Origin of the sequence: Psychrobacter sp. Ps1 (assembly GCF_022129425.1) — a bacterium.
Classification (GTDB): domain Bacteria; phylum Pseudomonadota; class Gammaproteobacteria; order Pseudomonadales; family Moraxellaceae; genus Psychrobacter.
In genome coordinates this window covers 26146-48382 of record NZ_JADQAN010000021.1, presented here as the reverse complement: position 1 = coordinate 48382, position 22237 = coordinate 26146, and the positions used below count along the sequence as shown (strand labels likewise).

Annotated in this window: 20 protein-coding genes; 6 read left to right on the top strand and 14 right to left on the bottom strand. The window is 42.6% G+C overall.

Annotated elements, in window-relative coordinates:
• Positions 1-228: 228 nt before the first annotated feature.
• Positions 229-867: a TetR/AcrR family transcriptional regulator gene (locus I3249_RS10845; protein WP_238069966.1), complete on the top strand. Its 639-nt coding sequence runs from the start codon at positions 229-231 to the stop codon at positions 865-867.
• A 180-nt stretch (positions 868-1047) separates the two neighbouring features.
• On the opposite strand, the gene I3249_RS10840 is transcribed toward I3249_RS10845, so the two are convergent.
• The 5 genes from I3249_RS10840 to I3249_RS10820 all read right to left on the bottom strand — a co-directional run bounded on the left by I3249_RS10840 (position 1048) and on the right by I3249_RS10820 (position 5438).
• Positions 1048-1683: a hypothetical protein gene (locus tag I3249_RS10840; RefSeq protein WP_238069965.1), complete on the bottom strand. Its 636-nt coding sequence runs from the start codon at positions 1681-1683 to the stop codon at positions 1048-1050.
• A gap of 403 nt (positions 1684-2086) precedes the next feature.
• Entirely contained in the window at positions 2087-3070 is a 984-nt protein-coding gene (locus I3249_RS10835; protein ID WP_238069964.1) for an MDR family oxidoreductase, read from the bottom strand.
• A gap of 80 nt (positions 3071-3150) precedes the next feature.
• Entirely contained in the window at positions 3151-3777 is a 627-nt protein-coding gene (locus tag I3249_RS10830; protein WP_238069963.1) for a TetR/AcrR family transcriptional regulator, read from the bottom strand.
• 104 nt (positions 3778-3881) lie between these two features.
• Positions 3882-4466: a YqiA/YcfP family alpha/beta fold hydrolase gene (locus I3249_RS10825; protein ID WP_238069962.1), complete on the bottom strand. Its 585-nt coding sequence runs from the start codon at positions 4464-4466 to the stop codon at positions 3882-3884.
• A 57-nt stretch (positions 4467-4523) separates the two neighbouring features.
• Positions 4524-5438 carry a hypothetical protein gene (locus I3249_RS10820; protein ID WP_238069961.1) on the bottom strand — a complete coding sequence of 305 codons (915 nt, stop codon included), beginning with the start codon at positions 5436-5438 and terminating at the stop codon, positions 4524-4526.
• A gap of 593 nt (positions 5439-6031) precedes the next feature.
• Here I3249_RS10820 and I3249_RS10815 point away from each other — a divergent pair.
• The 3 genes from I3249_RS10815 to I3249_RS10805 all read left to right on the top strand — a co-directional run bounded on the left by I3249_RS10815 (position 6032) and on the right by I3249_RS10805 (position 11233).
• Positions 6032-7231 (top strand): sugar transporter, encoded by a 1200-nt coding sequence (locus I3249_RS10815; RefSeq protein WP_238069960.1) that lies wholly within the window; start codon positions 6032-6034, stop codon positions 7229-7231.
• Between the two features lie 354 nt (positions 7232-7585).
• Complete coding sequence (locus I3249_RS10810) at positions 7586-8863, top strand: MFS transporter (RefSeq protein WP_238069959.1); 1278 nt, start codon at positions 7586-7588, stop codon at positions 8861-8863.
• A gap of 414 nt (positions 8864-9277) precedes the next feature.
• Positions 9278-11233, top strand: coding sequence for an autotransporter domain-containing protein (locus tag I3249_RS10805; RefSeq protein WP_238069958.1), 1956 nt, complete (start codon positions 9278-9280; stop codon positions 11231-11233).
• Between the two features lie 153 nt (positions 11234-11386).
• Here the strand turns inward: I3249_RS10805 and arfB are convergent, their stop codons facing one another.
• The 6 genes from arfB to I3249_RS10775 form a co-directional block, all read right to left on the bottom strand.
• On the bottom strand, positions 11387-11800 hold the full coding sequence (gene arfB, locus I3249_RS10800) for an alternative ribosome rescue aminoacyl-tRNA hydrolase ArfB (protein ID WP_102091188.1): 414 nt from the start codon (positions 11798-11800) through the stop codon (positions 11387-11389).
• Between the two features lie 357 nt (positions 11801-12157).
• Entirely contained in the window at positions 12158-13000 is an 843-nt protein-coding gene (locus I3249_RS10795) for a CoA ester lyase (RefSeq protein WP_238069957.1), read from the bottom strand.
• A gap of 208 nt (positions 13001-13208) precedes the next feature.
• Positions 13209-13973 carry an SDR family oxidoreductase gene (locus I3249_RS10790; protein WP_238069956.1) on the bottom strand — a complete coding sequence of 255 codons (765 nt, stop codon included), beginning with the start codon at positions 13971-13973 and terminating at the stop codon, positions 13209-13211.
• A gap of 171 nt (positions 13974-14144) precedes the next feature.
• A complete protein-coding gene (locus I3249_RS10785; protein ID WP_238069955.1) occupies positions 14145-14927 on the bottom strand; it encodes an SDR family NAD(P)-dependent oxidoreductase in 783 nt (260 codons plus the stop codon).
• A 3-nt stretch (positions 14928-14930) separates the two neighbouring features.
• The gene (locus I3249_RS10780) at positions 14931-15938 is read right to left on the bottom strand and encodes an NADP-dependent oxidoreductase (RefSeq protein ID WP_238069954.1); all 1008 of its coding nucleotides are present in this window, start codon (positions 15936-15938) and stop codon (positions 14931-14933) included.
• 22 nt (positions 15939-15960) lie between these two features.
• The gene (locus I3249_RS10775) at positions 15961-17766 is read right to left on the bottom strand and encodes an acyl-CoA dehydrogenase (RefSeq protein ID WP_238069953.1); all 1806 of its coding nucleotides are present in this window, start codon (positions 17764-17766) and stop codon (positions 15961-15963) included.
• A 181-nt stretch (positions 17767-17947) separates the two neighbouring features.
• On the opposite strand from I3249_RS10775, the gene I3249_RS10770 reads away from it, so the two are divergent.
• Positions 17948-18970: a helix-turn-helix domain-containing protein gene (locus I3249_RS10770; protein ID WP_101205632.1), complete on the top strand. Its 1023-nt coding sequence runs from the start codon at positions 17948-17950 to the stop codon at positions 18968-18970.
• A 54-nt stretch (positions 18971-19024) separates the two neighbouring features.
• Here I3249_RS10770 and I3249_RS10765 read toward each other — a convergent pair whose 3' ends face one another.
• On the bottom strand, positions 19025-20302 hold the full coding sequence (locus I3249_RS10765) for an LD-carboxypeptidase (protein WP_238069952.1): 1278 nt from the start codon (positions 20300-20302) through the stop codon (positions 19025-19027).
• A gap of 199 nt (positions 20303-20501) precedes the next feature.
• On the opposite strand from I3249_RS10765, the gene I3249_RS10760 reads away from it, so the two are divergent.
• A complete protein-coding gene (locus I3249_RS10760; protein WP_238069951.1) occupies positions 20502-20981 on the top strand; it encodes a YkvA family protein in 480 nt (159 codons plus the stop codon).
• A gap of 121 nt (positions 20982-21102) precedes the next feature.
• Here I3249_RS10760 and I3249_RS10755 read toward each other — a convergent pair whose 3' ends face one another.
• Together I3249_RS10755 and I3249_RS10750 are read right to left on the bottom strand one after the other, a co-directional pair.
• On the bottom strand, positions 21103-21408 hold the full coding sequence (locus tag I3249_RS10755) for a hypothetical protein (RefSeq protein ID WP_114700242.1): 306 nt from the start codon (positions 21406-21408) through the stop codon (positions 21103-21105).
• Between the two features lie 116 nt (positions 21409-21524).
• Entirely contained in the window at positions 21525-22070 is a 546-nt protein-coding gene (locus tag I3249_RS10750) for a hypothetical protein (protein WP_238069950.1), read from the bottom strand.
• Between the last annotated feature and the right edge of the window lie 167 nt (positions 22071-22237).

Below are 22237 nucleotides of genomic sequence, written 5' to 3'. Positions count from 1 at the left end.
TCATTTTAAAAAATTATGGTAATTTATATTACCGTTATAGATATACGATAAATTCTTTGTATTTATTGATACACGAGTCCTATACTAGGCTACGAAAAACCACTTCGCAATCAATTAAATAAAAATGGTAATTTACATTACTTGTTAATTTAATTACGTTAAATTATCGAGCAAATCATTTAACTGGTAGGACGTATCAAATAGCCAATACTTTAAGAAGCGATAAATATGAAAACCTTTAATCAGTCAGATAACCTCACGCAAACTCGATCTCTAGCGCCCTTATCCGATATGCGGCCCGCAACTTTGGATAAAATTGAGCAAGCCGTTCGTAAGGTCTTCGCAGGATTTGACGCTAATGAGGTAACGATGGCGCAGATTGCAAAGTCTGCAAACGTCTCTTTGCAAACGCTCTACAAGTACTTCGGGGATAAGCAAACACTGTTTTATACCATTATGGATATTGTGCTTGGCAGATTGGCCGCTAGAATTATGGATCATCTGCAAGGGATTGATAGCGTACAAGATCGTCTACGCAAGACACTGTGGGTCTGCTTTGATTTTGTCGATGCGCATCCAGATGCAGTGATGGTGCTGTCTTCTGTGTCGGCCTCGCGGATACGTAATATCGCAATCTATGAAAACAAAGAGTTAATTGGGGCGTTTTTGGCGGTACTAGAAGATGGTCAAAATCGTGGGGTGCTAAATGACACTGTCCCACTGCACATACTCTTCGATGTGTTTATGGGGTTTATCAGTCGACTTGGCTTAATGCATACCATTCGCCAAACAGAAACGCCGTTAAATGCAGAATTTGATGCGCTATTTGTGATTTTATGGCGCGCCATCTCTAAACCTGAAGCCTGAAGCTTAAAATGAATTTTATAAAACTGACATTTAGTAGTGTCTGACTCTTACAAGAAAACATAACGTAAAAAACCAAAAAGCCCCACGATAAAGTGAGGTCTTTTTATATTTTTTTTCGGACAATGTGATTATTCAATCCATGTAATTAACAGCTCGTACTGCTTATACGCTCAAAAATTTTTAGATACTGCTAGACTTTGGCAATCCATACTCTGCATAGTCGACCACGTGGTTGTTTTGTTCAATAGTCAGTCGATAGCCTTTGATGATACCGTCGTATGGCAAACTGCCCTCATACTGCTGATAATGCTCACAGATGCTGTCTTGAATCACTGATTTACGTGCAGCATCGTCTAATTTGGCAAAACCGCTAGGCAGATATACTTGCGCAAAACGTGAAGCTGCTCCACGAGACATCCAATTATCAGCACTCGTAAATGTAAAATCCACTTCCGCTCTTAAGCTATATCTGGGTAACGTATTAGAATAATTCGCCAAGTCGTATTTAATTTGAGCAATATCTTCTGCGAATGGCTGATACGGTATCTCAAGTACGGCAAACAGTTTTGTCAAAAACTCATCAGCGGTAAAGTGCTTGTCCATATAGCTACCATCAAGCCCAAGAAATTTGCTCGACAGTACATGGCGCAGGCGGTCATAGGCAGGTATGGTATGTTTAAGAGGATAGCCCATTTGCTTGACGATATCTTGCGGGCGCAGCTCAAATGACTCTATTTGATTGATCATATATTGCGCTAGAGAATGGCGTGGATGATAACGACGGGTATATTTAGATGGGTTAGCAATGTGGCTCATGATATTGAACACCTTAGACTCCTGTAACTCCGACGAAAAAGTATGATATACGCCCAAATAGGCAAAAAATCAGGCACAAATGAGGTTGTCGGAGTACAGGCTCATGCGCTTTACCAGAGTTGTTTTATATCGTGCTGGAAGTTGCAAGGTTTGTCACGCCGCCATGAGACTATTGTCATGGTCGGAAACAACAAAACTGTTAAACCCACGATAGATCGTTCAACGATGATAGCACATCAGATGACAAAAAATAAATACCGATATTTGTGACCGTTTGTGAATAATTCTTTTTCACTTTGATGATTCAATCTTAGACGTTTCGATGCATCATTTGTTCATGTATTAAAAAGAAGCTCAACATCGAAACTTTAATGTTGAAGTATTAAAAGTTATGCTTGATAGCCTAACGATTGACGTCAACAACTATTCGACCACGAACCTTGCCATCCAACAACTCGCTTGCTGTCGGAATGACTTCGCTTAGACCAATCTCTCTGGTGATTGCATCTAATTGCGTCATATCCAAGCTTGTGCTCAAACGCTGCCATGCTTCTACACGCTCATTATAAGGTCGTGTCACGCTATTGATACCAAGCAAACTGACACCGCGCAAAATAAAAGGTGCAACAGTAGCAGGGAAATCCATGCCTTGAGCCAATCCACAGGTAGCGACTAGACCATCCTCACACGTACTGGCACAAACGTTGGTCAACGTATGACTACCAACAGAATCAATTGCGGCAGCCCATTTCTCTTTACCAAGTGCACGTCCCGGACTACTCAATTCCGCTCGGTCAATGATCGTCGTTGCACCAAGGCTTTTTAAGTATTCGGCTTCTTCCAGACGTCCCGTAGAGGCAGTGACAGAGTAACCTTGGTTTGCTAAAAGTGCGATGGCAAAGCTACCAACACCGCCGTTAGCACCAGTCACCAGTACTTCGCCACGCTCCGGTGTCAGTCCATGACGCTCTAATGCGATTAGACAAAGCATCGCAGTATATCCTGCTGTACCTATCGCCATCGCCTGACGTTCAGTCATCGATTCAGGGAGCGGGATAAGCCAGTCACCGTTTAATCTGGCTTTTTGTGACAGACCGCCCCAATACTTTTCACCCACACTCCAACCATTTAACAACACCTTGTCGCCAGCTTTGTAGCGAGGATGGCTGCTTGTTTCGACAGTGCCCGCTAAATCGATTCCTGGAACCATAGGAAATGTGCGTACCACAGGACTACGACCCGTGATAGCCAGTCCATCTTTATAATTGAGTGTACTATATGCCACACGAACCGTGACATCGCTTTCTGGTAATTGCGTGTCCTGTATCTCAGTCAGGTTAGACTGATAAACATCGTCATTTTTTTCAATTAATATTGCTTTAAACATAGTAGCTCCTATTTAGACCAATCGTCTATAAATGAGTAAAAAATAATTTAGACCGGTCGTCTAAAAATATAGATAAAAAATTACTTCTGTATCCCTGCTGCAAATCCTCGGGAAAAAGTATCTAACGGACTGACATCTTGCGTCAACTTAGCACGCAAAACAGCACCTTCCCAACCAATCCAAAAGTAAGCAGCAAGCTCATCACAATCACTATTAGGAGGTATTTGTCCTTGTTGTATTGCAAGACGCAAGCAAGCCGCTAAACGCTTTTGCCAATCAAGCAGTATGTTTTCTAACTCACAACGGAAACTGTCAGGCAACACGACAATCTCTTGACCTAAGTTGCCTACCAAGCAGCCGCGTCGAAACTCGTGCTTGATCATTCCCGACTTAGCATCCTCAACAAAGTCACTAATACGCTGCATAGGAGATACTTGATCATTCAAAAGACAATAATCTAGTTTACGAGCAAAATATAACGCGTATTGATGCAACACTTCCTGTCCAAATGCTTCTTTGTTCTTGAAGTAATTGTAGAAGGAACCTTTAGGCACATTGATACGTTTGAGTATGGCATCGATACCAGTGGTCGCAAAACCTTGCTCAGTCAGCATCTCCATCCCAGATCTTAAGAGAGCTTCACGGGTATCCGTAAACTCTCGTTCAATATTGGGTGGACGCCCTCGACGGGCTTTTGGCTTAGTCATTGTCATGCATAGATATTATGACCGATCGTCTTTAATGTCAATCGATTATTTTTAGTGGTTTATTTATCCTTCAGCCGCTCTAATTTTTTTGACTATTCTTACTATCAGTCCTCACCATGATACGTTGCCTCATCCATCCAAACGATGGGATCTTCACACAAATGAGTTAAGTGATACCAGATATCATTACTACGGGCGATACGGTGGTGACCGCCTTCAAAGTAGTCGACTTCCCAGCTGCCAGGTAGATTAACTAAGGTTCGTCTAGCGACTGCCACATCAAGACTTTCATCATCGACTTCAACCATAACCCGCACCATCTCAGTATTGGTAGTGGGAAAAGACAGCTTCATATCGGCCACTACTGGGATACGGTCAGCCAATATCTCACTTGGATAGATACAAGGCGCAATCAATAGTGCCCGCAAGTTGTATTTATGCGCAAAATGATTGGCAAACCAGCCGCCAAGCGAATGCCCTGCCAACACCACTCGTGGATACTGTGTCATTTTCTCGCGAATCAATGCATCATAAATCTCAAATATTTCTGCGAAATTCTCGCGGTAATTGACCGTTTGACAGTATTTGGGCACACGCGTGATACAGGTATATTTACTGGTCTCATTGCTTGAATCAAGACCATGAAAAAACAATAAAAACGTGTCATTGTTTTCGATAGGAAACATCATAACCCTCTCCTTTTTTAATTATTATTTAGGTTTATTCTTGATAATTTGGCTTATAAATTAAACCGATTTTTGGCTAGCAATCTGCGCTTGATACAAGCTCAAAATCTCATCACAAGCTTGCACTGAGATATTTTCTGCAAAACCTTCGTTAAACCAAAAATCATAAACGGCTTGGACAATGACTTTCACCGCTCCCATATTTTCTGGCTTTTGTTCTATTAGTTTCATCGCAATATCTTGCGCTTGTATATCCGACTCGCTATAGGGCGCGCTCCAACCCACGCCATAACGATAAAGCACATCATTGATTGCCAATATGAATATGGCATTGGACACCCCAAATGAACCGACAAGCCTGTCTAGCATTGCACAGCGCTCTTCATAAATACTGACCTCTATCGGCATATCAGCCCGCTCAGACAGACAGTCACAACTCACCATGTGCGAGGGTTTACTAAAATCATCCCACAGCAATGGATAAGTTCCTCGAATTCCGCCCTTTTCCACTACATTAAATTGCCAAATCGCATAATGCGTATCTGGCCTCTTATAAGTCACATGTACAAACCACTGCATCATCGCATCACTGTCGTACATGATATGAGTGCTACCAATTCGCACGCCCTGCTTAGGCAGTACATCCTGATACACGCTATGTATGTCATCACTATAGAGCGTCACTTTACGTAAGTTTTCATCACTGACATCGCCCAACTTTGCTCGTGCTTCAGTTATGTTTCGATAGGGTTTAAAAGGCGCTACCCATCTGAGCGTCTCATTAGTATTGTTCACGAAATAAATATCATCTTCATAACTGTCTATAGAAACCGTTTCGAGGTAAAACAATGGCTGTTTTCGTATTCGGCCTTTCTCATCATTTGCTAGTGCCGTTATACCGGATAGCTTTGAGCCATCCGACCATTGCATATTGTCTAACCGTTTTTGCTCAAACTGATACGTTAATGTCGTCATATTTATATCCTTATTATTTTGATTTTGGTTTTTTCGCTGCAGTTTTTCGTTGTTACATTGCTAATATTTTTGCAATGCTAACGAGCTTTTTTCTGCTAGGTTTTTTGTTTATTAATAAATATAGTTTTTTAGGTTTGTACAGGCGTAGAAGTTTAAGATTAAGATTAAACGTAAATAACACTACTAGAAAGACTTCGCTAAGATAGCGTTTAAAAACTCAGTTAAAAAGTGAAGCGTTGCGCTCCGAGGGTTAACTGGTTTTTATCTCATGTCATTTTGCCTGACCTAATAACTATAGTATAAGCTCACATAAAAATAAAGCTGTTTAAAACCTTCTACGACAACTGGTGTCGCTTCTTTTTAAATGAATTGTAGTTTAGTCATTAGCAAGTATCCCAACACAATAAGTATCATTAGCGACAGTTTCATATTGCTTAAGTATCCTCAATAAACGTCCAATTAACAATCTTTATCAAAAAACACCTTTCACGATTGACGTGGGCTTGCTATCTTGCCCCGCAAACCTTGTATTCTAATTAAGCCTACCCCACTTTGACCTATCACACGTAGTATCTGCATTTGTATTGGATTTTATGACACATAACCTTGAGGCCAGCTCAAACGCTCGCCGAACTCAGTATTTTCAAGTATTTTTGATGGGCGTTAGTGCCTTTATTATGAACACCACAGAATTTGTCCCTGTGGCGCTGTTGAGCGACATTGCCCAAGACTTCTCTATTACGACGGCCGAGACTGGCTGGATGTTGACACTCTATGCTTGGATTGTCGCTGCGATGTCATTGCCCCTAATGTTATTGACCAGTCGATTTGAGCGCAAACGCTTGCTCATGGGTCTTTTTGCCGTATTTATTGCCAGTCACGTACTGTCCGTATTTGCATGGAGCTTTGACGTGCTGCTCATTAGCCGAGTTGGGATTGCGTTATCGCATGCGATATTTTGGTCGATCACAGCTGCTATCGCGATACGCGTCGCACCTGAAGGCAAAAAAGCCATGGCGCTTAGTGTACTGGCGACGGGTACGTCGTTAGCAATGGTACTGGGTGTGCCGCTGGGGCGTTTGGTTGGGCAATGGTTTGGCTGGCGAGCGACCTTTGGCGGTATTGGCGTCATTGCCTTAATTGTATTTATTCTACAAGCGAGACTCTTACCAACGCTACCTAGTATGTTTGAAGGGTCTTTTAGAAAGATTCCAGAACTCCTCAAAAACCCCTTATTGGTCTGTCTATACTTGCTTATTTTATTGGTCTTTACAGCGCACTATACGGCTTATTCTTATATAGAACCATTCATGCGCCAAGTTGGCAATATCAGTGAAAACGCTGCGACTTTTGTACTGTTACTATTCGGGGCAGCAGGAATTGTAGGCAGTGTGATATTTAGTCGTTGGGGCGATCGGTTCAATACCAGATTGATGTTAATATCGACCATACTGATGCTCGTGTCTATGCTTGCGCTGTTGCTAGCAGTGACCTCTGTATGGGCGCTCAGCTTTATCGCCTTACTGTGGGGCGCGGCGCTTATGCTACTGATTATCTCAATGCAGGCCAAAGTCATCATGGTCGATGTCAATGCGCAAGACATGCTGATGTCGATGTTCTCAGGTATTATTAATTTGGGAATTGGTACGGGTGCGCTATTCGGTGGTTATGCCGTCACGCATATCTCACTATCTAGCGTAGGGTACACAGGTGCGGCTATAGCAGTTGTGGCATTACTATTAATGCTATTTATGATAAAGCGTTTTCCTGAATTGAGTAAACGACTTGGCTAAATAATAAGTCGATATTAAAGGATAGCCAAAAAATAGCATTCAGTAAGGAACCGTCAGAGAACAATAAGCAGAATGCCAGCCATATAAATGGGCTGGCATTTTTTGTTAGGGTCTATGAAAGCATTACGGGAATTGCTTATATACTCATTGAACGAACGTTCAGCTGCAGTTATACTAATTTTATTGGACATAAGTATGCTTAGGCTATAAGCGTATTCAATAAAGGACTGATAGGGATTAAGCACAAAAGGATGAGTGTGAAATGGATACTATTCAAAATAAGGAAGTCATTACCTACGATCTAAATTTAGTGACGATATATATTGCGAATTTTCAACTTGTTGGAGATTCGTGATGCCTGATGAAATGACTCAAAAAGACAGTCCAGATCACAGAAATCAAGATAACACTGCGCCTCTTAGGCTAGGCAGGTTACATTACGCTTGGATCGTTGCTGCGACAGGCTCTATAGCAATGTTCTGCGGACTTGGCTTAGGACGATTCGCATTTGGCATGTTACTACCATCTATGTCATCTTCTTTAGGATTAAATTATACTCAAAGTGGTATATTGGGATTTACCAACCTGATAGGATATCTCGTTGCGGTGCTTCTAAGCCCTTTTATTCTACCTCGGTTGGGTACTCGAACGACTGCGACGGCAAGCCTTATCTTGATTACAGTCTCTATGCTTGGTATGGCTTTTACCACCAGTTTTCCAATACTTTGCGCGCTCTATGTCTTGACAGGTATTGGTAGCGGCGGCGTGGTCTTACCAATGATGAGCGTCATGTCACATTGGTTTTTTCCTTCACACCGCGGGCTCGCTTTAGGATTGGTCATGGCGGGACCCGGCTTTGGTATCATTTTATCAGGCTTTGTCGTACCCAAACTCTTACCCATCTCTACTCTACTGTCTTGGCAAACAGGTTGGCTAATTTTTGCCGTGATTAATATTGCGGTAGCTTGGCTTACTTTTACTTTGATTCGCAATCATCCAGACGATGTCAGCCAAAGCCCTTTTGGGCGCGCACCCACCTTACCTGTTAAAAATAAGAAAAAGCTAGAACGTAGCAATATTAAGCTGCTCGTACATTTAGGCATCATCTTTGCTATTTATGGCGCTACTTATATGGTTTACGTCACCTTTATCGTTACCAGTATGGTTGGCTCGTATCAACTAAGTGAAGCGACTGCTGGTGGTGTTTGGGCATGGATTGGGCTGCTTAGCATGTTCTCAGGTATGTTGTTTGGCTGGATTTCTGACCACATAGGTAGACGCCTTGGTCTGGCGCTGGCTTTTTTCTTTCTAGCCATCGCTTATCTGCTAGTCGGACTTACTGATTGGAGTTTGGGACTATATTTGTCAATTATACTGTTTGGCTTAGTGGTGTGGAGTGTGCCTGTCATTATGGCAGCTTCGGCAGGCGATTATTTCGGGCCTGCGGCGGCGGCAAGTGCGCTCGCAGCGCTGACTTTTGCTTTTTCAGGTGGGCAAGCTCTCGGGCCAGTAGCAGCAGGCTATCTCGCAGAAATCACTGGAGATTTTAGTATCAGTTATATGATATCTGGTATCGCCGCTTTTGTAGCGCTTGGACTTGCCTTATTATTGCGTCCACAAAAACAAGCTTAATTCCAGTCTCTATAGTATTGATACTCCTAACTATACTTTGCTCTTGCTGCCAGTGACATCTGTATGCGCATTTGGCCTGATTATCTTATTATAGAGTGCTGAGTTTATACTATATATAATTGGGCAGTTACTTGGGTTAAACAAGCAATATCAATAGATAAGCCTTATACTTTTCAATAAAAATAACTGAATAAAAATCAGGTGCTTACAGCATAATTACATAGAAGGAAACAAAATATTATGTGAGCGAGACAGTATGATTTTTTAATACTTGAACACCCCTTTTTTATGCTCTAAAAACTTACTCATACAAGGCAATATTCTTGCAATTTTGCAATCAAAACGATTGCTAGCTTTTTAAAAAGTGGTTACACTCGGTTGACAAACTATTACATTGACGACAAGGAAGTCGCTATGCCTCGTAATACCTCTCGCCCTACCGTTAGCCCTACTACTCTCAAAACTTTTGCCAAAAGCATGCTCGCTATCAGCCTATCTATCGCTGGCATTTCTCACGCAAATGCTTATGACAGTGTCACCTTTTTCGGTGATAGCCTGACCGATGGTGGCTATTTTAGTTCCATAACTCAAGGTAACTTGGGGCTTACAGAATCAGGTCAGTTTACTACCAATCCTGACAATACATGGGCGACCTCATTTGCTGAGCAGCTAGGAACAACCTCTGTTCCCATTGTCTATCTTGGGAATCAAACTGGTAATAACTACGCCATTGGTGGCGCGCGAGCAGGTGAAGAGGTTATAAATACAGATTTTGGATTTCCAGTGGATATAGCCTCCGCCAAAACTCAAACAAACAATTACTTAGCCAATAACAAAGTAGATCCTAATGGACTATATGTCGTTTGGGCAGGGGCAAATGACCTGCTTGCTGCGGCGGACCCTATTAATAATGCCCAAGCGACCATACTTGGTGCAGTAGCTAGCCAAACCGAAACGATCAATGCACTAAAAGACAATGGTGCAAACTATATTTTAGTACCCAATATTCCTGATATTGGTTTAACTCCAAGAATTATCGCAGCACAAAAAGTTGCCGATGCGGCTGTCAAAAAAGCTATTGAAGATGGTGAAAATGCTGATTTTATTGCCAACATTCCAAATCAAACTATTCAAGCGCAAAGCACTGGTGCTACTAGTCTATACAATCAATTTATGCTCAGCGGCGTGGCGGGTACTGGGGCTAATATCATACCGCTAGATATGTTTAGCTTAACTCAGGAGATCATTGCGTCGCCTGCTCAGTATGGTTTTACTAATGTCACCGATGAAGCTTGCGGTGACAACAATAGCTCTCTAACTTGTGGACCTGATACTCTTGTAGAAGCAAACGCCAACGAAACCTACTTTTTCGCTGATGGCATACATCCAACAGGTGCTACTCATCAACTGATTGCTGACTATGCAAATGCTGTAGTCACAGCGCCTAGCTTAATCGGCGTCTTGCCACATATTGCAACGACAACTGGACTTGCAACCAATGAGCGCTTACAGTCACACGTCAATCAAATCCAAAGCAGTGAGCAAAAACCTGCCCGTACACTATGGGCCGTCGGTGAAGTCGCTAATCAAGAGATTGCAGGGTTTGATGGTGATAATAATACCCAAGTATTGCTTGGCGTAGATTTTGCTCATCCTAACTCAGCCAACGCCGTGACAGGCTTATACGGCAACATCACTCAAAAAGACTTTGAAAACTCAGACGTTGGCACAGGTTTGAGTGATATTGATCTGGGAGAAGTTGGTTTTGGTGTCTATCATAGCAACAAGTTTGGCGGTTTACAGATCAATGGTGCTGCAGGATTTGGCAACATGGATGTCGATGTCACACGTGCTGTCACACTTGGTAGTAACCAACAACAGTTTAAGTCAAATGCTGATGGCAAGCGCTTTTATGCCAACTTGCAGGCAGGCTACCCAATGCAAGTGAGCAATATTGCCGTTACGCCTTATATCGGTGCAACAGCGAGCCGCGTAAAAATTGACGGACTCAAAGAAAAAGAGATGTCTGGCATTGCTATGCAGTTCGATGAGCAGAAGTACTCTACGACATATGGCAAGCTTGGTCTCAAAGCCAATCATAGCTTGATGGAGAACCTAAACTTATTTGGTGATATTCATTACCAAAAGCAGCTAAGTGACAATCGCGAAGCAGTAACCGCACGTTTAAATACGCTACCAAATATCAGCTTTGAGACGCCTATGGTCGAAACTGATGATGATAACGTTGCCATGACACTTGGCCTATCTAGAAGCTTTGGCCTCTTAAATGCCAACGTTGGTGTCACGCATTCACAAGGTAATGACGACGATTCAACCAGCCTATTTATTGGACTTAATGGTGCATTCTAAATAAGTTGTTAATCTAGAAGAATGGTATAGGTGACAATTAATCGCCTATACCATTATAAATTCAAAGACCTCTGCAATATACTATATTGCTTTTGCTCTATAAATTTTCTACTGCACAACTTCTCAATGACAAAATCTACTATCACAAACTCTCTAAAAATCTACTTTACCGCGTAAAGCCTTTGTCTTACCGCGCTGGGTCTTTTTATCTACCCGTTTACGTTTGGCATTTCTGCTTGGCTTGGTCGGCCTTCTCGTTTTATTAACGTAAGTGGCTTTGGTGATAAAGCTTTGCAGACGTTCAAGCGCATCTATTTTATTGCGCTCTTGCGTACGAAACTGCTGCGCCTTAATAATTAGCACGCCTTCCTTGGTTATTCGGCTATCTTTGCTATTTAGCAGTCGCTGCTTGTACTCATCACTCAGACTTGAGTTATTAATATCAAAACGCAGGTGAATGGCAGAAGATACTTTGTTGACATTCTGCCCACCTGCGCCTTGCGCTCGTATGGCGCTGATCTCTACCTCATTATCATTGAGACTGATATTGTTATTAATGAAAATCATAGTATGCTTTTATCGAATGTGAATAGATATGGTTCATGATAAAGCATTATATAGTCAATCCTCTATAAATTAGGTACGGTGTCAGTCTCACTTAGTATACTGCTTGTAATACTTTCACTCGGCTTTCTAGGGCGTGTCCTCATTTTAAGAATGGGGATAAAAATGAGATAAATCGCAGTCAAATAAGGAAAATAGCGCAGATAATATCGAGATATTAGTCAGCTGTTTGACGCCATTTGGTAAGATTTAGCCATTTTTAACCCATTTAGATAACTATCGATTGAATTGAGGACACGCCCTAGTAACCAAATTATATTGAACCAACTGCTTATATTTAACTAAACATGGATTGGTCTACTACTTTGCCAACAGTTGACGACTGCGCTCAATCACTGGTGCATCGACCATCTCACCATCTATTTTGAATACTGCCTGTCCGCTTCGCTCATACTCCTCGACTACACGCTGTGCGAATAACAGGGCCTCATCTGTTGGCTGCAATGTTTGTTGGACGACTGCCACTTGCTTGGGATGGATACATAGCATTCCTGACATCCCCATTTGTGACCATAACTGTACTCGATCGCTCAGTCCAACTTCATTGTTGAAGTCAGGATAAATGGTATCGATGGGTGGCGATAATTGGTGCACTTTTGACGTCAGGATTAGTTGATAGCGGATTTGATTGGCAATGATATCTGCGGCAGGTGTTCCTACTTGTACTTGCAAATCATTGCACAGATCTAAAAATCCATAACTAAACGCGGCCAAGCCGACTGCTTTTGCCATACTATCAATTTGATACAATCCTATCGCACTCTCAATCAGTGCAATCACAGGTAAATTGATAAGCTGATGTACGCTATGAATATCTTCTTCTTGCTCAGCTTTGGCCAATAACACGCCAGCCAAATTAGGCATTTTCTGACAGAGAACTATGTCCTTAAAAAACTCCTCGCTGTCTGCTTTATTAATACGCACCCAAACCGGCTGATAATCTGCACTGTCATGATATTGTTGCAATGCTTCACGTGCGGATACTTTCTCTTCTGGCGCCACGGCATCCTCTAAATCGACAATAACCGCATCTGCCCCACTAGCAAAGGCTTTTGCTACTCTATCGATGCGAGTCGCTGGCACAAACAGCCATGTTTTATTTTGAGAAATTATATTTATTTTATTGTTGATAACTGAATTCATGCGTGACTCCATCATATTTTCCAAGTAGCTATTAGCATGTTTATTATGCCACTATACAGCTGATGCTCATTTAAAATTAGCAATTTATTCGTTAGTGCAAAACCAAATCAAAAAAACCGCATGAAAATTAATCTCATGCGGTTCTTGAGTCTCATGCAGTTTTAAACAATTACTTTCTTATCTAACCTATGTCTTATAGATTGTCTAATTAAGCCAGCATGCCACCATCGACAACGATAGTCGCGCCTGTGGTATAGCTTGAGGCATCAGACACTAGATACAATACGGTACCAGCCATTTCATCTGGCTCAGCCACACGTCCTAGCGGAATTGAGTGTAGCGCCATTTTTAAGACTTTATCATTTGTCGTCAATGCAGAGGCAAACTTAGTATCCGTCAAACCTGGCAATAGCGCATTGACACGGATATTAAGTGGGCCACATTCTTTAGCAAATGCTTTGGTCATGCTGATGACAGCTGCTTTGGTGATTGAGTAGATACCTTGCTTATCGCCTGCTACTAAACCATTGACCGATGCGGTATTTAAGATGACACCGCCGCCCTGCTCTTTCATCATTTTGCCAGCAGCCGATGACATAAAGAAGTAACCACGGATGTTAACTTCAACCGTTTTATCAAAGGCGGCTAAATCCGTATCTAAGATATGGCCATAGTAAGGGTTGGCTGCAGCATTATTGACTAAGATATCGATTTGACCAAATTCACTTTTGATATGCTCAAAAATTGCGTCAATTTGATCCATATCTCCCACATGACAAGCAAAAGCACTGGCTTTATGACCGTCCGCTTTGATGCTATCAGCGACTGCTTGGCAAGCATCGATTTTTCGGCTTGAGACAATCACATGTGCGCCTCTTGATGCCAATAGACGGGCAATAGACTCACCAATACCACGGCTAGCACCAGTTACTAGAGCAACCTTACCGGTTAAATCAAATAAATCTTTCATCATTATTCCTTATATTTTTATAAACTTTATATTTTCAATAATTTTTGAGTGCTAAATTCATGTATCTAAAACGTTTATCTAAAATCAGATAACTAAACGCAGATAATCGCTGTCGAAACTAACAGCGATTATCGAGCACTAATGAACTGAATAATGAGCGCTCAATGCTCACGGTTACGCTAGCATACCACCATCTAAGGTGAAGGCATGACCATTCATAAAGCTGCTTTCATCGCTGGCAAGCCACGCAATCGCACTAGAAATTTCACTGACGTTTCCTAGGCGGCGCAGTGGACTGGCCTTTATCGTTGCTTGCTGCGTACGCTCATCCATCGTTGCCATAGTATTGCGAACCATTGGCGTATCAATGAAGCTTGGGCATACCGCGTTAAAACGGATATTGGCACGGGCATACTCATGAGCAGCAGATTTGGTCAGACCCATAACGCCATGTTTAGCTGCACTGTAGGCTGAAATCATAGGCGCTGAACGCAGACCAGCAATAGAGGCGACGTTGATCACATGACCACCGCCATTAGGCAGCATACAATTGACCGCAGCACGCATACAGTGCCACACACCTTTTAAATTCACGGCGATATTACGATCAAAATCATCATCGCTTAGCTCATGCATTGGTGAAGGCTTGTGGTCGATACCAGCGTTATTCACCACAACATCTAGGCCACCAAGCGTTTCTACTGCAAAATCAAACAACGCACGTACTTCATCACCACTGGTCACGTCTACTTTTTTAAAGACGATACTGTTACCAGCATCTTGACCTTGTTTGGCAACCGCTTCGCCCATTTCCTCTGCCATATCACCAATGACAACTTTTGCGCCGCGGCTGGCCAGCAACAACGCACTGGCTGCACCGATGCCTGATGCACCGCCCGTGATTAAAATTCGTTTACCCGTTACATCTGATGCAATTCCATTTGTATTCAGTGTCATGATCTATCCCTCTACCTTAAGTACTAGTTTGCCGAAATTTTCACCGTTAAAGAGCATCATCAAAGTATCAGGGAACGTCTCGATACCTTCAACGATATGGTCTTTCACTTTCATATCACCTGACTGAATCCAGCCAGCAATCTCTTTCATTGCGATTGGATATTCTTTAATATTATCGAACACCACGATGCCTTCCATACGAGCACGATTGACCAATAGTGATAGATAGTTCGATGGACCTTTTACTGCCGTGGTGTTGTTATATTGGCTGATAGCCCCGCAAATAACGATACGCGCATGTAGATTAATCTGAGTAAGCACGTCATTTAAGATATCACCGCCTACGTTGTCAAAGTACACATCGACGCCGTCTGGGCAAGTTTTCTTTAGTGCTTTTTTCACATCTTCGTTTTTGTAATCAATCGTCGCATCAAACCCAAGCTCATCGACCAAGAACTTACATTTCTCAGCGCCGCCCGCGATACCAACGACTCGGCAGCCTTTAATTTTGGCAATCTGACCGACCAAGCTACCAACGGCACCAGCAGCACCAGAGACGACAACTGTTTCGCCTGCTTTTGGCTGACCCGTTTTTAGCAGACCGAAATACCCTGTCATACCCGGCATACCGAGGACGCCTAAGTAATAAGACAATGGCGCCAGTTTCGGATCAACTTTATGCAGACCTGTACCATCGCTGACCGCATATGACTGCACGCCGTCGTGACCTGCGACATAGTCACCTACTGCAAATTTCTCATGCTTACTTTCAATCACTTCACCCACAGTACCGGCGCGCATCACTTCACCAATTTGTACTGGCGCGATATAAGATTTGGCATCGTTCAACCAACCACGCATCGCCGGATCGATAGAGATGTATTCAACCTTAATCAGCAACTGACCATCAGTAATCGTCGGTATTTCTGTCTCGGTATAATCCCAAGTCTCAGCGCTTGGCTCGCCTACAGGTCTTGCTTTTAGGCGCCATTGTTTGTTTATCGTTGTCATGTCTCTTTCCTTAGAGTTGTTCTTAGAACCAGTCCGCTTGCATATCAGTGCAAACCGAGTTGGTGTTGGTTAATAATTCGATGTCGCGTTTAACTAATGGTAGTTCCCAATCGATGAAGTATTTGGCCGCTTGTATCTTGCCTTTATAAAAATTCTGCTGCTCGACATCTTGCGTCGTACTTAGTAGCTGCTCGGCTTTACTGGCTTGGCGAATCCAAATCCAGCTCAGTACAATTGAGGCAAAAATATTCATTAATGCTTGAGCATTACCAGTCAATGTCAGCGCTTCTTCTGTCTGCAACACTTTGCCCAAATGCACGAGCACTTCATGCAGCTGACCCATATAAGGCATCAGCTTGCCTGCAAGTTGCGCGCTCTCAGGCGTAGTGATGCTTTCTAAATCTTGTGTAATCTCACGTTTTAGGATTTGAATGCCTAACCCACCTTTTTGCCATAACTTGCGGAATGACAAATCTAGCGCCTGCACACCGTTTGTGCCTTCATGGATAGGATTTAGACGATTGTCACGCCAAAATTGCTCAGCTTGATATTCACGCGTATAGCCTGCGCCGCCTAATACCTGAATACCTAAGTCATTGGCTTTTGGGCCATACTCAGATGGCCATGCTTTTAGCACTGGCGTTAGCAAATCTAATAGTTCGGTTAGCTCATTTTTTAGCGTTTCGTCTTCACAGGTATTGATACGGTCAATTAGGTTTGAACCATATAGACATAATGAGATGCCGCCTTCAGAGTAAGCTTTTTGTGCCAATAGCATGCGCTTTACGTCACCATGCTGAATAATGGCCGTTGCATCATCTTCAGGCTTATTGTTTGGCGCAATGCGACCTTGTGTACGGTCTTTGGCATAATCTAGCGAATACTGATAGCCGCGATAACCAATCATAGAAGCACCAAAACCGACAGCGATACGTGCCTCATTCATCATCTTGAACATATAGCGCAAGCCAAAATGCTCTTCGCCGATTAAATAACCATGACAATCGCCTTCATCGCCGAAGCTCAATGCCGTAGAAGTCGCACCTCTATAACCAAGTTTATGAATCAGTCCAGTCAGATGTACATCGTTACGCTCGCCAACAGACAAGTCAGCGTTCAAGCGATACTTAGGCACGGCAAATAAAGAGATACCTTTTACGCCACCTGGGCCACCTGGCACTTTGGCCAATACCAAATGCACGATATTGTCAGACAGCTCGTGATCACCTGCTGAGATATAAATCTTGCTGCCCTTGACGCGGTACGAGCCATCGTCTTGTTTTACCGCGATGGTTTTGATATCGGCAAGCGATGAACCTGCATGTGGCTCAGTCAGTGCCATGGTGCCGGTGAACTCACCTGTCAGCATGCGCGGCATAAAGGCTGCTTTGATATCATTGCTAGCAAAATGCGAGATAACGTTGATTGCCGCAGTGGTCAGAAATGGATAGGCAGTCGTTGATGGATTGGCTGCCATAAAGTAGCCTGCCACAGCAGTCATAACCGTCTCAGGTAACTGCATGCCGCCGTCTTCGAAACTATAACGACCAGCAATAAACCCAGACTCGCGAAACGCATCAAAAGCGACTTTCACATCGTTTATCATGCTGACTTTTTTGCCATCGAACTGCGGCTCGTTCTTATCTGCGATATGGTTGTGTGGCAAAAATAAATCTGTCGCAATCTTATTTGCCGTCTCTAGCACAGCATCAAATGTCTCACGGCTATGTTCTGAGAACTTTGCGTGCTCGGTGAGTGATTCTGTGCCTAGCACATCATACAATTGGAAAGGTAATTCAAAATCGTTTAGGAGGGTATCTGCGGCCATAGTATTCTCATTAACTGATTAAATTTGGTTATCAATTGATATTAGTCTAATTTGATACCTGTCCGTATTGTCATTTATGACATAATTATGGTCAAATAAGACATAAACAGAGTGTCTAACCGGTTAAAATCAGCCAAATAATGGCTATTTTGGTAAGCACAGCAAAGGAAACGAGTGACTTATGCCCTATTTCAAACCTTTTAAAATGATTATTCTTGGCTTCGATGGTGTGCTCGGTAGTGTACTATCTGGCGCATTGGACTTGTTTTCATTCACGGGGGTCAGCTGGCAGCGCTTCTCGAATGAGTCTGTAGAGCCACGATTTAATGTACAGATTGCAAGCTTAGGTGGTGGCGATATCAGGTGTAGCAATCGGTTAATCATGCAAGCCCACTGTGATATTCGAGACGTAACAGAGTGCGATTTATTGCTTGTGCCCACTATTGGCGATTCTATTGATAAGGTATTAAAGCAAAATAGTGAGCTGCTGCCACATTTAGTACGGCTTGCGAATACCAAGGCCGATATAGCAAGCAATTGTAGCGGAGCATTTTTTTTGGCAAAGGCAGGATTGTTAGATCATAAGATAGCCACCACACACTGGGGCTATGCCAATAAGTTTAAGGCAGATTTTCCATTGGTGGACTTACAAGAAAATCAGTTTGTGACCCATTCAAGAAGCGAATCAACAAACCAGTCGGGCAATATATTTTGTGCAGCTGGCGGCAGCGCCTTTTATGATTTAGGGCTATTATTGATTGAGCGCTACTGCGGACGTGAGATCTCTACGCAAGTGGCAAAAACCCAAATTATTGATAGCAAAAGAGGTAGTCAAAACAGCTATACCAATGTGACCCTGCACAAGCCGCATTCCGACCATTTGATTAAACAAGTCCAAGAATATATCGAAGAGAACTTTCAACATTCTTTGCAGGTCAGTAGTTTAGCCGCTATGGTAAATATTACCCCGCGCACTTTAAACAGGCGCTTTCAGTCCTGCGTAGCAATGCGACCGATTGAGTATATTCAGGCCGTCAGAATTGAACAAGCCAAACGCTTACTTGAGTTGGGCGATGTATCAATAAAGTCGCTTGCCGATCAAGTAGGTTATGATGATATCTCTTCATTCACGCGCTTGTTCAAACGCGCGACAGAGCTAACGCCTAAAGAATATCAAGATAAGTTTTCGCGGTTGGCTATTTAGTCATGGCAGTGAATAATAGTTAGAGATTAGTATTTAAAAACTATTGCTTAGCAATTAAGTAGTCTGCCACAAGCCTTCCACTTGGATGGCATCAGCCTTGATGGTTGGATAATTGGTAAATGCTAGCTGATACCCACCATTTACATCAGGACTCAGCTGGCAAGTTGCTCCTAGCGGAAAGCTGTATTTTTTGCCGATATGACCAAAAGGCATACCACTATATATCGGCAACCCTGTCAATTCATGCAGCTGACGAATGACTGTGGCGACATCATAACGTTTGTCATAGCTGTCCTCGCCCGTACCAGACAATGCGCCAAACACAATCGCTTGCTGATTTTTAAAGATACCTGCGAAATATAAGTCATATAACATGCGCTCAATACGATACGCTTGCTCGCCAACATCTTCTAAAAACACAATGCCGCCATCGATACGCGGTAAATACTCACTACCTGCCAGCGCCGATACGACACTTAGGTTGCCACCCCAAATCGTACCAGTTAACAGTTTTGGCTCACCCTTTGTCAGTATAGCAGGTAGCTGCTGACTGGTTAAGGTAGCCTCTTGTATGCTGATAGTTAGATTGGGATTGGTTAACACTTCAACAAACTGCTGACAGCTGACTTTATCGGGCGCGGTTTTGCCAAACTCACTATAGAGCATTGGCGCGGCAAGCGAACTCATTGACCCTTTTGCTAATAGCGCACATTGGATAGCCGTTACATCGCTAAAGCCTGCGAGTATCGTGCCGCGCTCCTTCATAATCCGTCCTAGTGTCGACCAGTCCACCATAGGCAATATGCGCATGGCACCGTAACCACCGCGCACACCTAGCAGCAGCTTTGGCGCGGCTATTGCCCCAGTGGCAAGGTTTTGAAAATCGCTAGCACGCTGTGAGTCCGTTCCCGCAAAGCGTAAGTACTGACGATTGGTAATAGCAGGATTCTCTACTTTAAACCCAGCACAAGCCACCCGATCCAATGCCAACTGATTACGCTCATCATTACCACCAACGTTGGAGCTAGCAAAAAGTCGCGTCTCAATCGTAGGCGTGATACAACCTGTCTGCGTCAGTGATTCCTGTGACGTTTGTAAGGACGACTGACCCTCTAACAACGAAGTTGGCAGATCATCCTTGGTCAGTTGCGAGTTATTACCAGACACGATAGGACTGGCTGCAAACGCTTGAGAAATACCTTGGCTCGCTAGTACTGCTGTGCCTGCACTCACACCGATTCGACGTAAAAACTGCCGACGGTTTAGCCTAGATGTTGTTTCAGTTGCATGACTATTTTTATTATCTATCCATGCCTGACGCTTAATCCCCATATTTTACTACTACCTTATCGCTTTTATTTTTATGATTTTTTTAAACCTTGTGGCAGCATATTGTAGACGCTTTTCTGACACTGATGGTTGCCTAATCTTTACCGATATTTACTTTTTCGCTACTGAGACACACAATATAGATCGACTAGATTTGTTACTGTAAATACAAATTCATCGCAAAAAACAAAAGGTAATAATTATGTTTAATAAAAAAACCGATAAAAATAAGTCACTTGACTCTAATTTAGAATATTTGCTAGGCAAAGAAGACAAGCTGAAAGAAAAGTTAGAGGACAGCGGCTATCTTGAGCCGTTTAGTGATGATTTAATGCTATTTATGAGTCTTGTCAAAGACTATTATAAAGGTGACTACCGTAAGATTCCTTTCAAAACAATCTCAGCTGGCGTTATTGGTGCGCTCTATGTGCTAAATCCAATTGACCTCATTCCTGATTCTATTCCGTTTATCGGCCATATCGATGATGCGCTAGTACTTAAATTTTGTTTAAAGCAGGCCAGAAAAGATCTGCAAAAATACAAAGAGTGGAAGCAGGAACAATCAGCTACTAAGGATAGATTAGAAGATAAGAACGACACGGATAAGACTGATAACGATAAAACTAGTACTGATGAGAAAGACAGCGACGAGACTGGTACTAATCTTAAGAAAGCCTCATAAATATTAATACTTTCAGCGATTAAAAAAAGTGGTTCATAATCACAGTATTAAAAAAGCCACGACCGCGAATTAATATTTCGGTCGTGGCTTTTGTTATTTACAATTCATTCAATACTGTATTTTAATCAGGTACTTCATAATTAGCTTTTTCTGGATTAAGACCAAACGAGTAGACGAATGTCGCAACGAGACTATTGATAATAATGAAAGGTAAATCAATCGCAGCATGACCAAGTGCATAGCGACCAAGCAGCCACGAGACGATCAACATGATAATAAAAAATGCACCCAAATATGCCAAAATCGCAGGGTGTTTTAAATTATAAGGCTGCTCAGGCGTCGGTTGTTTGTCTAGTACATACGTCCTTACCGCCCAACCAGCTGCATAAGAGAACCCACCTAACACTACGTAACTGAAAAAATTCATATCGCTTCACTCTAATGGTATGACTGTTTATAACAAAATACTGTCTATACAAATATCATCGACCAACAATGATATTTATAGTCGATACTTATTTAAATACTATTATCAATGCTTATTTAAATACTGTCATCAACATTATCGATAACAAGATTGGCATGTGGATTGGCTAAAATATCGGTATTCACCTCATCGCACTCCACGCGGTAGATCGTGTTGGCGCCTCGATAAATGTACGACAAGTACTCACTGTCTAAGAGCGGATCAATATTTGCGTAAGCTGGTTTGACATGAGCCAGTACAAGCACTCGATCAGGACGACCAATGACTGCATCGACATTGTCTGGGTCAATAGAGAAGAACTGCGGTATGTCGCTATTGTCTATTATTTCTAACGGCTCTGGAGTATCCCAGACACGCTTAGCAGTGACGGGTTCTTTCATCTGCATTACCCAAGTGTCATTTTGCTGGCTGACCTTTATTTGTGCAGGTTCATCTTGACTCACCGTATAACAACCCTCAAAGACAGACAGATCTGCTGCAACTTCGGTATCTACTTGAGGGCTAGTATCATTACAAGCGCTCAGAAAAATCGCGCTGCTGGCAGTCACACTGAGCATCAAATACGTCAGTCTCTTATTAAATAAATTCGAGCGTAAGGACATAATAGGGTTATCCTGCAATCATGCATTAAAAACTTTTATTAAGTGTACTATTATCAAAATGTCACTAGATAGCTGTATCAGAAAAATACGCTTGGGCATCTTTGTAGCAAAGATAACTCTGTAACTAAAAACTAGAGCCTTTCAGCGAGCTTCGCTATTTTAACAGA

Excerpts from the sequence above, each read along its gene's own strand:
- I3249_RS10760 (WP_238069951.1), top strand. The coding sequence starts at position 20,502 with ATGTTTAATAAAAAAACCGATAAAAATAAGTCACTTGACTCTAATTTA.
- arfB (WP_102091188.1), bottom strand. The coding sequence starts at position 11,800 with ATGATTTTCATTAATAACAATATCAGTCTCAATGATAATGAGGTAGAG.
- I3249_RS10785 (WP_238069955.1), bottom strand. The coding sequence starts at position 14,927 with ATGACACTGAATACAAATGGAATTGCATCAGATGTAACGGGTAAACGA.
- I3249_RS10790 (WP_238069956.1), bottom strand. The coding sequence starts at position 13,973 with ATGATGAAAGATTTATTTGATTTAACCGGTAAGGTTGCTCTAGTAACT.
- I3249_RS10755 (WP_114700242.1), bottom strand. The coding sequence starts at position 21,408 with ATGAATTTTTTCAGTTACGTAGTGTTAGGTGGGTTCTCTTATGCAGCT.
- I3249_RS10825 (WP_238069962.1), bottom strand. The coding sequence starts at position 4,466 with ATGATGTTTCCTATCGAAAACAATGACACGTTTTTATTGTTTTTTCAT.
- I3249_RS10775 (WP_238069953.1), bottom strand. The coding sequence starts at position 17,766 with ATGGCCGCAGATACCCTCCTAAACGATTTTGAATTACCTTTCCAATTG.
- I3249_RS10770 (WP_101205632.1), top strand. The coding sequence starts at position 17,948 with ATGCCCTATTTCAAACCTTTTAAAATGATTATTCTTGGCTTCGATGGT.
- I3249_RS10805 (WP_238069958.1), top strand. The coding sequence starts at position 9,278 with ATGCCTCGTAATACCTCTCGCCCTACCGTTAGCCCTACTACTCTCAAA.
- I3249_RS10820 (WP_238069961.1), bottom strand. The coding sequence starts at position 5,438 with ATGACGACATTAACGTATCAGTTTGAGCAAAAACGGTTAGACAATATG.
- I3249_RS10750 (WP_238069950.1), bottom strand. The coding sequence starts at position 22,070 with ATGTCCTTACGCTCGAATTTATTTAATAAGAGACTGACGTATTTGATG.
- I3249_RS10810 (WP_238069959.1), top strand. The coding sequence starts at position 7,586 with ATGCCTGATGAAATGACTCAAAAAGACAGTCCAGATCACAGAAATCAA.
- I3249_RS10830 (WP_238069963.1), bottom strand. The coding sequence starts at position 3,777 with ATGACTAAGCCAAAAGCCCGTCGAGGGCGTCCACCCAATATTGAACGA.
- I3249_RS10765 (WP_238069952.1), bottom strand. The coding sequence starts at position 20,302 with ATGGGGATTAAGCGTCAGGCATGGATAGATAATAAAAATAGTCATGCA.
- I3249_RS10815 (WP_238069960.1), top strand. The coding sequence starts at position 6,032 with ATGACACATAACCTTGAGGCCAGCTCAAACGCTCGCCGAACTCAGTAT.
- I3249_RS10840 (WP_238069965.1), bottom strand. The coding sequence starts at position 1,683 with ATGAGCCACATTGCTAACCCATCTAAATATACCCGTCGTTATCATCCA.
- I3249_RS10845 (WP_238069966.1), top strand. The coding sequence starts at position 229 with ATGAAAACCTTTAATCAGTCAGATAACCTCACGCAAACTCGATCTCTA.
- I3249_RS10780 (WP_238069954.1), bottom strand. The coding sequence starts at position 15,938 with ATGACAACGATAAACAAACAATGGCGCCTAAAAGCAAGACCTGTAGGC.
- I3249_RS10835 (WP_238069964.1), bottom strand. The coding sequence starts at position 3,070 with ATGTTTAAAGCAATATTAATTGAAAAAAATGACGATGTTTATCAGTCT.
- I3249_RS10795 (WP_238069957.1), bottom strand. The coding sequence starts at position 13,000 with ATGAATTCAGTTATCAACAATAAAATAAATATAATTTCTCAAAATAAA.